At 60.1% G+C, this 12,508-nt stretch carries 11 protein-coding genes; 6 read left to right on the top strand and 5 right to left on the bottom strand.

Annotated elements, in window-relative coordinates; translation table 11 throughout:
* Positions 1–32: 32 nt before the first annotated feature.
* A complete protein-coding gene (locus MTR72_RS02575; RefSeq protein WP_280966158.1) occupies positions 33–1,163 on the top strand; it encodes a glycoside hydrolase family 5 protein in 1,131 nt (376 codons plus the stop codon).
* Positions 1,164–1,222: 59 nt separating this feature from the next.
* On the opposite strand, the gene MTR72_RS02570 is transcribed toward MTR72_RS02575, so the two are convergent.
* Positions 1,223–2,572 carry a lipopolysaccharide biosynthesis protein gene (locus MTR72_RS02570; protein WP_280971089.1) on the bottom strand — a complete coding sequence of 450 codons (1,350 nt, stop codon included), beginning with the start codon at positions 2,570–2,572 and terminating at the stop codon, positions 1,223–1,225.
* Between the two features lie 443 nt (positions 2,573–3,015).
* Here MTR72_RS02570 and MTR72_RS02565 point away from each other — a divergent pair, with 443 nt between their 5' ends.
* Positions 3,016–4,236: an FAD-dependent oxidoreductase gene (locus MTR72_RS02565; protein WP_280966157.1), complete on the top strand. Its 1,221-nt coding sequence runs from the start codon at positions 3,016–3,018 to the stop codon at positions 4,234–4,236.
* A gap of 36 nt (positions 4,237–4,272) precedes the next feature.
* On the opposite strand, the gene MTR72_RS02560 is transcribed toward MTR72_RS02565, so the two are convergent.
* Complete coding sequence (locus tag MTR72_RS02560) at positions 4,273–5,409, bottom strand: GNAT family N-acetyltransferase (RefSeq protein ID WP_280966156.1); 1,137 nt, start codon at positions 5,407–5,409, stop codon at positions 4,273–4,275.
* A 275-nt stretch (positions 5,410–5,684) separates the two neighbouring features.
* On the opposite strand from MTR72_RS02560, the gene MTR72_RS02555 reads away from it, so the two are divergent.
* From MTR72_RS02555 to MTR72_RS02540, 4 genes are all read left to right on the top strand, one after another.
* On the top strand, positions 5,685–7,226 hold the full coding sequence (locus MTR72_RS02555) for a hypothetical protein (RefSeq protein WP_280966155.1): 1,542 nt from the start codon (positions 5,685–5,687) through the stop codon (positions 7,224–7,226).
* Between the two features lie 179 nt (positions 7,227–7,405).
* Positions 7,406–7,681 carry a hypothetical protein gene (locus tag MTR72_RS02550; RefSeq protein WP_341510047.1) on the top strand — a complete coding sequence of 92 codons (276 nt, stop codon included), beginning with the start codon at positions 7,406–7,408 and terminating at the stop codon, positions 7,679–7,681.
* A 317-nt stretch (positions 7,682–7,998) separates the two neighbouring features.
* Positions 7,999–8,904, top strand: coding sequence for a DUF5996 family protein (locus MTR72_RS02545; protein ID WP_280966154.1), 906 nt, complete (start codon positions 7,999–8,001; stop codon positions 8,902–8,904).
* Between the two features lie 361 nt (positions 8,905–9,265).
* The gene (locus tag MTR72_RS02540; protein WP_280966153.1) at positions 9,266–9,652 is read left to right on the top strand and encodes a hypothetical protein; all 387 of its coding nucleotides are present in this window, start codon (positions 9,266–9,268) and stop codon (positions 9,650–9,652) included.
* A gap of 159 nt (positions 9,653–9,811) precedes the next feature.
* On the opposite strand, the gene MTR72_RS02535 is transcribed toward MTR72_RS02540, so the two are convergent.
* From MTR72_RS02535 to MTR72_RS02525, 3 genes are read right to left on the bottom strand one after another with little or no spacing between them, the layout of a single operon-like run.
* Positions 9,812–10,807 carry an ABC transporter substrate-binding protein gene (locus MTR72_RS02535; RefSeq protein ID WP_280971088.1) on the bottom strand — a complete coding sequence of 332 codons (996 nt, stop codon included), beginning with the start codon at positions 10,805–10,807 and terminating at the stop codon, positions 9,812–9,814.
* A gap of 22 nt (positions 10,808–10,829) precedes the next feature.
* Positions 10,830–11,639: an ABC transporter ATP-binding protein gene (locus MTR72_RS02530; protein ID WP_280966152.1), complete on the bottom strand. Its 810-nt coding sequence runs from the start codon at positions 11,637–11,639 to the stop codon at positions 10,830–10,832.
* Positions 11,636–12,391, bottom strand: a complete 756-nt coding sequence (locus MTR72_RS02525) for an ABC transporter permease (RefSeq protein ID WP_445819542.1) — start codon at positions 12,389–12,391, stop codon at positions 11,636–11,638. The genes MTR72_RS02530 and MTR72_RS02525 overlap by 4 nt, the downstream gene beginning before the upstream one ends.
* Positions 12,392–12,508 lie beyond the last annotated feature (117 nt).

Genomic DNA, 12,508 nt, shown 5'->3' with positions numbered 1-12,508 from the left:
ATCATGCCGGTCTTCAACCTTGGTGGATTGCCGTGGCCGACAGGCGAAAATTGCTCGTTGCTGCGATCTTCCTATCGATTTCGCTCGGCCAGTCGGCATCGGCGCGCACCTGTGTGGCTTTGCCGCATACGGTCCCAGAGGACAGACTTGTCGCATTGTCTCGCGGGTTCAATGCCGACGGTTGGATCAACGGTCCGAAGTCCGCACCTCCAGGCTCGGACTTGCTTCGACAGCTTCGCAAGGCGGGAATGAGCCATGTCCGGCTGCCGGTGCCCGCAGAGCAGGTGATGCGTCATTTCGCCTCGCAGGCGCAGCGGGACGAGGCACTGCGGTCGCTTGATCAGGCGTTGAAGCAACTCACATCGCTTGGTTACTCCATCTCCGTCGATCTTCATCCCGGCGAGCGTTTCAATCGCCTGCATCGGGAGGATCCGGACGCGTCGTTGCACGAGATTGAGGATGCGTGGAGCGCTCTCGCCGGGGTCATTCAATCATATCCGGTTGATCGTGTCTTCGCCGAGTTGCTCAACGAGCCCAATCTGGAAGCCGACAGGTGGCAAATCGAAGTCGAAGCGCTCGCAGCCTTCGTGCGCCGATTGCTTCCTGCCACCACCCTGATTGTGGGACCGGTTAACTGGCAGCGGGCCGACTCGCTTCCGGAACTCCGTCCGTTGCCCGATCCAAATATAGTGTACGCCATCCACTTCTATGATCCGATGGTGTTTACCCATCAGGGTCACTGGGATGCACAAGAGCCACTTCATCGGATCAAGGGGCTGCCTTACCCAATCAGGGCAAGGGATCCCCGGGTTCAGGCGATCCGCCGGGAGCTCAAAGAGGGGAACGCGACGGCGGCGCTCGGTATGCTCGACAAGGCGATTGTCATCGGCAATGAGGAATCGAGTATCGACCGATGGCTTAACCCCGCTGTTGCATGGCAGCAGCGGTTCTCGCGACCGATCATCGTCAACGAATTTGGCGTGTTGAAAGCCAGCGCTCCCAAGGAGAGCCGGTTGCGCTGGCTCTCGCTGGTGACCGCCTATGCCCGCGAGCATTGCTGGGGCTGGGCGCATTGGGAGCTGGCGCAAGGGTTCGGTCTGCTCGACAACAACACGGGCAGGCCCGATGCCGACGTCTTGCGGGCGCTATTAGGTTCTCCTTAGAGAGCCCGGCGTTCAACAACGAGACTGCGCCTGGCCGCGGCCTGCGGGACAAGATGTCCTCAGTCGTTCGTGTCGGCTATCCGGACCGCATAGGTTGCGGATTTGGGTGATCTGAAAGAACGGGCCAGCACGAGGATCGAAGGATCAACACCGGTTCGCCGGCTGCAAAGCACATTGAGAACGATCGTGGCAAGTGCAAGCGAAGCGGTCGCCGAAATGGCGGCGCCGAGTACACCCAGCCAGGGAATGAGAACGACAAAGCCGAGCAGGCGAAGCACCACATTGGCGGCGACCACGGGCACGTATTTGCCTTCGTGACCGGTCAATTGGAGGATGGCCGCAGCCGGACCGCCAGCCGCCTGGAAAGCCGTGCCGATCGACAATACGACCAGCACCCATTGCTGGTCGGCGAAATGGGGGCCAAACAAGCCGAGCAGATAGGGAGCGCCGACCCAGATGACAACAAGCCCGCCGATGACGCACACCGCAGTGACCTCGGCCATGAGCTGCAGGGTGCGCTCGAATTCCCGGTGGTTCTTGCTGAAGTAAAGCGAAGGCAGGCGGCGCGCCGCAAAGGTATAGAGAGCCGCGGACAGCATCGCGAAGATATTGGCCAAACGCGAGGCGGCAAAATAGACACCGGCGGTCGCCGGATCCAACATCCAGTAGACCAGGATAACGTCGAAATACTGGTTTGCCGCTTCGAGGATCGAGGCGAGCCAGAAACGAAGCGCGCTCGACCGCCAACGGGCAGGCTCGGACCTGGACGGCACATCGCGCAAGTTCGGCAAGGCCCGCACAATCGAAACGATCTGCACGACCAGCGCGAGCCCCATCGCAATCGCCATCAATCCGAACAGTTCGGCCGGCTCGATACGTCCATGACCAAACACCACTGCGAGCAGGATCAGGACGACAGCGATACGCCAGAAAAATTCCCGGTTGCCCTCTCCCATCAGAATGCCCACCAGCGATCGCGCGATCTGGCTGCCGAGCATCAATCCGGCATTCACGGCGGTGAAGGCGCACACCGCGACTGTCAACAGCCACCACTCGCCCCTGACGCTCGCCACTGCTGCGATTGCGCAGATTGCGATCGACATCGCAATGGAGGAGATTTTCAGACTGGAGAGCAAGACTCCCTTGGTGAGGCCGGTTCGCCCCTTCACCTGGTACTCATTCAGGAACCGAACCAGAAGCAATTCCTGGCCGAGCAGACCCACCACCGATGCGATCTGGGCAACGGAAAGCCATGTGGCGAAATTGCCAAACGCGTCGGGCAACATCGCATGTGCCGCCAGCGAAAACATTGCGAACGCAAGACCGCCGCTGCCGACCTTCAGGAAAATGGTTCCGGCAACGCCGCGCGTTACGTCACGCTGTAGCAACTGAAGAACTAAATCGATCATGACACCTACAACGCATCTATCCTTCCAAGATGCTCGCAGCAACATGGTGCCCAGCGTAACACGCCCGCGCACCAGGTGTGTTAATGCTGGCTTGTGCTGCTTGCGGCTGGGCATCCGCTCGATGTGAATGTCGACCAGGCGAACAGGCCCTGGTTCTTACTGGGGCGATTTGTCTCGGGTGTCCCCGAACGAAACAATCGCCGACGGTAATCAATCGTTCACGCTACCGCCGAGCTATTGGGGGAGAGCACTACGACGCCGTGTAAAGCGTGTGCCGGGATCGCCGCCGTCCTCTTTGAAAGGCATCGGTCCGCGCTTGCTCCGTCTAGGCCGCGCAGTCAGCGGTTAACCGCGATCTCCGGAAATGATCGTTCCTGCTTCGGGAAGTGGATATCAGGCAGGAAAATTGCAGTTCCGCTGGGATTAGCCGCCGGAGTCGACAGATGCCAATTGAAGAGAGCGTGGCTGAACCGATCGCAGCCCATGCGCCCGAAGTGATCGTCGCAGACGTCGCAATCGTCGGCGGCGGCCTGGCAGGATCGCTGGCGGCGGCAGTCCTCGCACGGGCAGGATGTCGCATCGCCCTGATCGATCGGCGCGCCGTCCATCCGGACGAATTCCGCGTCGAGAAGATCGCTGGCCAGCAGCTCGATATTCTTCGGCGGTTGGGATTCATCGGCGAGCTCGCGGCCGTCGCTTGTTCGTATGACCGCGTGACCAACATCAGGGCAGGAAAGGTCGTCGACGTCAGCGTCGGTCAGGCCTACGGGCTTCCCTATGCCGACCTTGTTGCAATGGCGCGCCGTCTGATGCGCGCCCCCTCGAGTTTCATCGTAGATCGGGTTACCGGCGTGAGCTGCAGCGACGACCTCCAGGAGGTCGTGCTGGCATCCGGCAGGCGCGTCTCGGCGCGTCTCGTCATTCTCGCCACCGGCATGGCCGGCGTTCTCGGTTACGATCTCGGAATCAAGCGACGCGTGTTGGCCGAACATCACTCTGTTTCGTTCGGCTTTACCATTGCCCCCTCCGACGACGCGCCGTTCGCATTCAAGGCGCTGACCTGCTATGGCGACCCGGCTTCCGGTATCGATTATCTCAGTCTGTTCCCCACACCTGGCGGAATGCGGGCGAACCTCTTCATGTTCCGCGATCCATCCGACCCGGTCATGCGAGAGCTGCGGCGGGAGACGAAGACGACACTGCTGCGCCTGATGCCTGGATTGCACCGCCATCTCGGCGATTTCCGCGTCGTCGATCAGGTGCAAAATTGGGTTATGGATCTGTTCGCCGTCGAAGGACATCTGCAGCCCGGCGTCGTGCTCATCGGCGACGCGTTTCAGACCAACTGCCCTGCAGCAGGGACCGGCGTAAGTCGCCTGCTGGTGGACGTGGAGCGTCTGTGCACCGAGTATGTGCCGCGTTGGCTCGAAACCGATGGCATGGGCAAAGAAAAGATCTCGCAATTCTATTCCGACCGCGACAAGGTCGCAGCCGACCAGCGTTCGCTGAATATGGCGCGGTTTCGGCAAGCCCTGACGTCGAACAACGATGTCAGGTGGATTGTGCAGCGTCGCCTGCATTTCTTGCGGCGCAATCTCACACATCGGGTGGACCAGATAAAGCCGGGATGGATCGCCCGCCTGCACGGTGCGCTGCGCGCCTGATTACCCGGCAGCAGCCTCAAAGAGGTGGGCTGCCGATCAACCTGCGCCGGCTGAGCTGCGGACCTTGAGGAGTTTGAATTCGGCCACCTTCTTGGCGGCCAGCTTGATCCAGGGGGCTTGTCTCAACGCGAGCAAAGCAAACGAACCGGCGACGCTTCCGGTCCGCGTCACGCTCCACATCGGCGAGGGTTGTGCGCCAAACAGCCGCTTGTAGGGTTCGTCGCCGATGGTGAAGTCGAGGATCTTGTCCCCGCGCTCGATGCAATCCCTGGCGACACGTTCAAACATGAGCGCACCGAGAGATTGGCTCTTGTATCTCGCAAGATCAAATGCGCTCATGATGATGAGGAAGCTGTCCCGGTGGCACAGTCCCAACACGGTGGCAATCACGTTGCCGTCCAGGGTCATCGTGTAAAGCCGCACGAAGCCGCCGATGCTGCGGACCGTCACGTCGAAATAGAAATCGAAGTATTCGGGGCGTTGAAGCAGATCGCCGTCGCCTTGAGCTTGAAACCGCGGGCCGCGAAACTTCTTCATCTGCTCCATCGCCGCAACGACGGATGCGCGGCCGTCGCAGCATGAAAATCCAACCTCGCCCTTCTTCTCGAGCTGACGCCATTTCTTGTTGAGCTCCTTTTGATAGGAGCGATTCAGCGCGCTGGCGCGCCATTGGTCGAAGGGCGCAACCAGGAGGGTTGAGTAGGCGTTGGTGTCGATCGGCGTTCGCCGCGGCGTCGCCAGAAGCGACTCGATCGGGAGTTTCCCGTCCGGTAACTTGGGTATCCGCAGTAGATCGAACGGCCGGACCAGGCGTTGAATCGTCAGGCAAGCATTCTCGTCCTGCAGCAGGTCGGAAAATGTCTCGGCGGTGCACACCGGAGCCAGGTAGTCCGAGACGCGAAGGTCGGCGAATTCGACGGTCCGGATCGGACCTCGCCGCACCCGCAGCAAGGGCAGCACCATCGCCAGCCTCTTGGTCGCTCGATCGCGAACGACGACCACGAGGCGCTTTGCCGCTGCGGCAGGCGCGAGCTTGCGGTAGAGCGAATCCAGCCAGAACGGATGTTGAAATGCAGTCGCGGCCGACCGATCGAACAGCTCGACGTACTCCTGAGACAAAAAGTCAAATGCGTCGTCGATGCTGACATCGAACGCGTCCTTGTCTTTGTTCATTCCTGAAACCAAACAACCGGGAAATTGCCAAGAGCCGGTCGAGCCGGAGCCGACTTCCTATAGCAGAGCCGGAGCGCTGCAGACACCGACGGAATGCGGTTTGTATTAACGAGCACCCCTTCCGGCATCCAAGCGCCGCCTGCCGGCTATCCTCGGGTGGCGCGAGTGCGCGTTGATGATCTCGGACCGGCGCCGTGCAAGACTCCATTAGCGTTAACGGATCTTTACACATTCCGCGCTATTTCGATCTACGCTCGATGCCAAAGGTCCCACGTATGAGCGTCCGGTTTTCGCCGCAGTATCCGACCGTGCGGCTTGGAATTGCCGAGCAATTGCCCGAGGCGTTGCGCGAACTGATCCCGACGATCTGCATCGCCATAGCATCGATCGGCTTTGCTCCCATCTTGCACATGGCGAGCCCGATTCTGGCCATTGCGGTCGAGACGCTCATCGGCATCGCCATTGTCCTGGCGGTTCCGACGCTTGCGCCGGCAATCGCGATTTTCGTCCTATTCTTCCAGAACCTGTTCGTCTCGCTCCTGTCGCCCCTGGTGACTGCCCCGTCCGATCTGGACTTCATCAAGGGCTACAATTTTCTTGCCTGCTCGGTCATGTGGCTGGGGATGTTTGCGCTTTACGTGCTGGGTCGGAGGAATCAGTCGACTGAAGTCAATCGAATCATGCGCTGGGGCATCGTTACCCTGACGGTGGCGGCGCTGTATTTCGCGATCGGCTTCATCCAGAACGGTCAGGCGGCATCGGTCTATCTGCGCAATATCGTTTTGCCCCTATTTCTGTTTCAGCTCTCATTGTTGACGGCAGCGACGTACGAGATCCGGACCACGCCCTTCCTTGTGACGCTTGCGGCCATTCTGATCCTTTGCGGCTACATCGAGTTTGCATTCCGCGACTTCTGGCTGGCCATCACGAATGGCTATACGTTCTGGGGATTTGATGAGCTCAAGGCTACGCATTCGGGGGTGTGGGAAGCGGAGATGCGAGCCACCGGAAACGTACCCGTCGACCTGAAGGACCGTTTCAGCTTTGACTTCTTGAATACTCCTCTGCTCGAGGGGTTTGGGCTCTCGAAGCTCCTGCGTATTCACGGGCCGAATATGAGCGCGATCAGCTTCGGGTACGGGATCGCTTTTTTCGGGCTTTTCCTTTTCTCCGTTGGGCGTCCATTTTTGGCCCTCGCTGCGCTGCCGCTCCTGGTTGTTTGCAGCGTCAAGGGAGCGCTCATCATGGTGGTATTCGTGGCCACGGCCTGGATGTCGACTCGACTGTTCGGCGCCGTGATGACGCTATTGCTCGGCTTGTTGGCCTTGATTGCGTTTGCGGTCGTTGCGATCCATGTCGGCTTGCAGATCGGCGACTATCACGTCATTGGCCTCATGGGAGGCTGGAACGGATTTCTTGAAAAGCCGCTGGGTCGCGGTTTGGGAATTGGCGGAAATCTGTCAGAGGGCTATTTCTCGATCGACTGGAGCGCTGCGCAGCAGGCAGGAACGATCGATGGCGCGGTAGAAAGTGCGATTGGCGTCCTGCTGTACCAAATGGGCATTGCCGCCCTTGTACCTCTCGGCTTCTATTTTGCGGTGGCTCTGAAGGCCTGGCGCTTGTACGCCGTCTCTGGAGACCTGACGCAGGGTCTCGCCGGGTTCGGCGTCATGGTCGTGCTGTTGAATGGGATGTTTCAGGAAGAGGCTTTGTTCGCGCCGCCGGCGCTGGGCCTTCTGCTCTCTCTCACCGGACTGGTGATCGGAAGCCAGATAAGGATGGAAACAGCTCTCGACCGGGATGCAGGGCAAATCTGATGCTCATGAGCGTGCAGGGAAAGAGTAATACTCGGACCGGTAGAACGCGGACCGGTTAGGGGGCGCAACCAGAGTGAGGTAGGTCCCGACCTTGGGTTGCTTTCTTCCTCATCCGGCATCGGCTATCTGACTGATCCGGTGCGTCACTGTTTCCCTCGCGTCCTGCCTTCTGCTGAGCGATGATCGAAGAACGAAACCTCGAAGATTGGGCCTGGCAACTTGCAGCCGAGGTCTACCGCCTCAATCTTTATGCCCACCTCACCGGACGGACAGTCCCGAGACGCTCGTCGGTGACTGAGGAAGAGCTGGCGGGAGCGATCCGCAACAGCTTCACGCAGGTGAACGACGCCTGTTACCGGGAAATGGTCAAGCTGGCGACGGACGCTGCGCTCGAGGCCTACGATCAGGTTGTGTCGCGCAACGTCAAACAGTCGCGCGCTCGGCGCGCCAACTGAAACTGCACGTGGGCTAGGTAGCCCCCTTAAGTGGTGTAGGTTGCCAGATTGCTCGTCGTGCCCCCGCACAAAGACGCTCCTAAAGCAGACCATCTCCCGAATAGTGTACGGTTTGCGAGTAGCAACAGCTTCGGGCCAAGCTGACCGAGATTCCACGCGATAGTCGGCCTGCTCCGTTTGGAACAGGACAGACGATCGCCTGGCGCCCGGGAAGGACTGCCGTTCGGGAGATTAAGTGTTACATTCACCGAATGCGTAGGCGCTGCACGAGGCATTCCTCGGTCGGTCAGCATACTTACATTTTGTGAGGAAACGCCATGAAGTCTCTTTCCGCTCAGTGGCCGGATCTTTCCTACACAGCGTTCGAATCCACGCGATATCTCCTCCACATGATGTTGCAGGCCATAGGCAAGCTCAAATTGTCCGAGCCGTTTCAAGCGCAGTGGGCTGAGGTGCCGTTGTGGCTCAATGCGAGGGGGCTGACCTCCGGCCCGATTTTCCATGCTGACGGAGTTTACGAGCTCCGTACCGACTTCATCTCGCACGAAGTGCAGTGGATTACGAGTGCGGGCGCGTCGGGACATTTGCCTTTGGGCCCGACATCCGTTGCCACATTCGTGGACACTCTGTTCGATCAGCTTCACCAGGCTGGAATCAACGTGTCTATCAACCCAAAGCCGCAGGAAGTGCCGGATCCTATTCCGTTCAACGAGGACAGGGAGCACCGCCCGTACGATCGCGACCTGGTCAACAGGTGGTGGCGCATCCTGCTCAGCGCGCAGCGCGCCTTGCAGGTGTTTCAAGGGCGCTTCACAGGCAAGACGCAACCGATCGGCCTGATGTGGGGGACAATGGACATTCGTGTAGCGTTCTACAACGGCAAGCTGGCTTCGCCCGGCGCAAAGGCCGACTACATTCGACGCAACGCGATGAACGCGGAATTGATCGAGATGGGATGGTGGTCAGGCAATGCCTCCTATTTCAAGCCCGCATTCTACTCGTTCACCTATCCTCAGCCCGCAGGGATCGAGAACGCAGAGATCAGTCCAACTGTCGCACGATGGGATGCCAACATGGGCGAGTTCCTTCTCGACTATGATGACCTGCGCCAATCCGATGATCCCCACCGCGACTTGTTGACGTTCTTCGAATCCACCTACAGCGCTGGCGCGGCCGCGGCAGGTTGGGATTCCGGGCTGCTGGGCAGTGGGTGTCCGGAATGAGACAATACGATTGATGGTATTCCGCGACACGCGCGCGCAAAGCTGCGATTGGCGACATTCGCGCTGTCGGGTTCGACTACCGTTAGGCGGTCGAGACTGATGGCGCGCAATTTCCGCACCATGGCTCAGAGGGTGGAGAGATCAAGCAAAGCTCGGGCGAAATCGGCCGCGAGAACGAGATACTGCGTCTGCTTCAGATCATCATCGCAACAGAACCTTGCAGCCTGGGCGTCACCGGTCGGATCGATTTGGCGGTCGGGGCGAGTTGACGCAGACCAAAGTGTCGCGAGGGACAACCGGTTGAGCCGTCTCCACCGCCGGGATATACAGTTTCGAACATCATGCACTGCCGGAAGCGCTCATGACGCCAAGAACAATGCGCGGGCCTGGGCTGTTCATCAGCCAATTCATCGGTGCGCAGCCGCCTTTCGACACGCTCTCCGGTCTCGCCGAATGGGCGCGGGGGCTCGGCTTCAAGGCACTGCAAATTCCCCTGTCTGACCCGCGCCTCAAGGATCTGGCGGGTCTGCCCGAGCAAGACGCGCTTGCCCGGATCGAATCCGTCATGTCGACAGCGGGCTTAGTCGTCAGCGAGATCGCGGCGCAGCGCACCGGCCAGTTGCTGGCCGTGCACCCCGCCTATGACGAAACCATGGATGTTCTGGCCGCGCCCGACCCGCCGCACGAAAGGCGCAGGCCGAGCAGGATCTGCGGCGCGTCTTCACCAATGTCTTTGGCACGTCAATGACAGCGCGGGTGCGTCCGGATCAGCGGCACCCGGGTCGCAGATCAAGCTCAGGGTGAATGCGGAGCGAGCCCACATATTTGACGGAGTATCCGGCAAGTCCGTCCTGAACGCCGTCAATTCATCCAGCTAGAGCGCAGCTCCGCACGATGCGGAGTGAGGTCAGGCAATCGTCTTCAGATAAAGGCTCGGATCGAAGTATTTATTAGCCGGCGTGAAGTCCTTGATGCCGGCGTTGGCCATGAAGAAATCGGTCGATTGCTGCAGCCAGTTGGTGACGGTCCCGTCCGAATACATGCGCTTCCAGTCCTTGGACGAGAACATCTTCTGAGCCTTGAACGACTCGTTGATGTCGGCAAGCGGCGTCTGACTGTAATGACCCTTCTGCAGCTTTTCCATCGCTTCGGAGCTGTTCGCGATGATGTAGTCATTCGCATCGGCCCAGCCTTTGATGAGCTTTGCGAGCGTTTCCTTGTTCGGTTCGTAATAGTCGTTGGCCGCCGCCCAACCGCCGATGATTGCGGCCTGCGGATAGTAGGCTGATGCGTCGGCAAGCTTGACTGCGCCCGGCACCTTGTCGCGAACCGTGACGTTGAATGGCACCCAGAGGGCGACGGCGGGCACCGCTCCGGAGACGAACGCGGTCACGGCCGCCGGCATGGTCTGGTTGACGAGCTCGACCTCCTTGGGGTCGATCTTGTTGGCGCGAAGGGCGCGATCAAGGAACACATGAGCGGTCGTGCCGGTCGCGGTCGCGATGCGCTTGCCCTTCAGGTCCTCGAACGACTTGATGCCTTGATCCGAGCGGACCCAAAGCTGTGCGGTCGCGACCTCAATATCGTTGATGAGGAACACCTTGCCCTGGCCGCGGGCGGGGAAGTTCGAGAGCACAGCGCCGGTCGCCAGCACGTCGAGGCTGCCGCCGATCAGCGCCTGGAAGATCTCCAGGCCGGTGTTGAACTGCCGCAGCTCGAGATCGAGGCCCTGCTTTTCAAAGGAGCCGCGGTCCATGCCGGTCCAGATCTGGCCGTCGACGGCGACGGTGTGTAGATAGCCGACGCGAACTCTCGTTTTGACCTGCGCGATTGCCGGTGCTGCGGCCGTGAAGGTCCCCAGGGCAAGCCCGGCCGTCGTCGTCAGAAATTGTCGGCGATCCATGGTGTCGTCCTCCGTCATGTTGTTATTCCGAGAATGAGACCGGACGCATCTGCGCCTGTTGGGCGCGGTATTCGTCCATCACGAGCTGGCGGATATGGCCTCGCAGCTCGCCGAATTCGGGTCGCTCTTGGATCGATTCGTCGCGCGGGTAGGGGAACGGCACGTCGATGATCTCCTTGATCCGCGCCGGCCGTGCGGTAACCACCAGGATGCGGGAGGCAAGGTAGATCGCTTCCTCCACCGAATGGGTGATCAGCATGACCGTCTTGCCTTCGGTCTCGAGCACCTTGAGCAGCAGGTTCTGCATGTTGGACCGGGTCTGGGCATCGAGTGCGCCGAACGGCTCATCCATCAGCAAAAACTGCGGCTTGACGGCATAAGCCCGTGCGATTGCGAGCCGTTGGCGCATGCCGCCGGACAAATGCTTCGGATAGGAGTTGGCGAAGTCCGACAGTCCCATCAGGCCGAGATAATGATCGCATATCGCGTCGCGTTCCCCGGCCGCGACGTGGTTCGCCCTGAGCGTCAGGCCGAAAGCGATGTTCTGCTTCACCGTCAGCCAGGGGAATACGCCATATTCCTGGAAGATGACGCCGCGCTCGGGGCCGGGACCAGCCACGGGACTTCCATCGAACAGCACCTTGCCGGTGGTCGGCTTCTGGAATCCGGCGAGCATGCTCATCATCGTGGTCTTGCCGCAGCCGGACGGACCGATCACCGCGATGAAGTCGCCATCGTTGATGTCGTAGCTGACGTCCTCGACGACGTTGAGGCGGCCCTTCGGGGTGTCGAAGGCAAGCGAAACCCGGTCGAACTGTGCGCGCTTTGTCATGCGATCGCCCGATCCTGCCAGACGAGCAGCCGCGCCGTGATCTTGCGCAGGATCATATCCATGATGAGTGCGATCAGGCCGATGCAGATGATCCCGACATAGATGATGTCGAGCAGAAAATAGGTCGAGGCATTCTGTATCATGGCGCCAAGTCCGCGCTGGGCCGCGATCAGCTCGGATGCGACCAGCGTTGCCCAGGCCACCCCCAGGGCGACGCGAAGCGCGGTGAGGATGTGCGGGACGGTGAGGGGAATGATGACCTTCCGGAATATCTCGCCTTGGTTGGCGCCGAGCGTCTGCGCCACGCGAATGTAGAGCGGCGTGATCTGGGACACGCCCTCGTACATGACGATCACGCCGGAGAAGAACGCGGCGTAAAACAGGATGACGAGCTTGGCGAGCTCATCCACGCCGAAATAGACGATCACCAGCGGGATCAGCGCAATCGGCGGCAGGGCGCGGAAGAAGTTGATCATGGGATCGGCGAAAGTGCGGGCCGGACGATACCAGCCCAGCAGGAAGCCGACCGGTACTGCGGCGAGAATTCCGAGCGAGACGCCGAGAAAGACGCGCCGCGTCGAGGCATAGATGTCGAGCAGGAGATTTTCGCGGGTCAGAAGTTCGAAGAACTTTGCCGCAACCTGATGCGGAGCGGGGATCAGCGAGGCGTTGACGAAGCCGCTCCAGCGGACGGCATACCATAGCACGACGGCACCAACCCATGGCGCCAAGCCGAGAAGAAAGCGTCTCACGCCAGCTCCATCCATTCGACGCTTCCACCCAGATTACGGTTGATGTTTACGGAAGTCATATTATAAATAGGATGACCATACAAGAGGCGCGCTCCATCGCCGGAGCCGCAGGTTTTC

Source organism: Bradyrhizobium sp. ISRA442 (assembly GCF_038085055.1).
In the GTDB taxonomy this organism is placed as follows: domain Bacteria; phylum Pseudomonadota; class Alphaproteobacteria; order Rhizobiales; family Xanthobacteraceae; genus Bradyrhizobium.
This window is presented reverse-complemented; position numbering and strand designations above follow the sequence as displayed.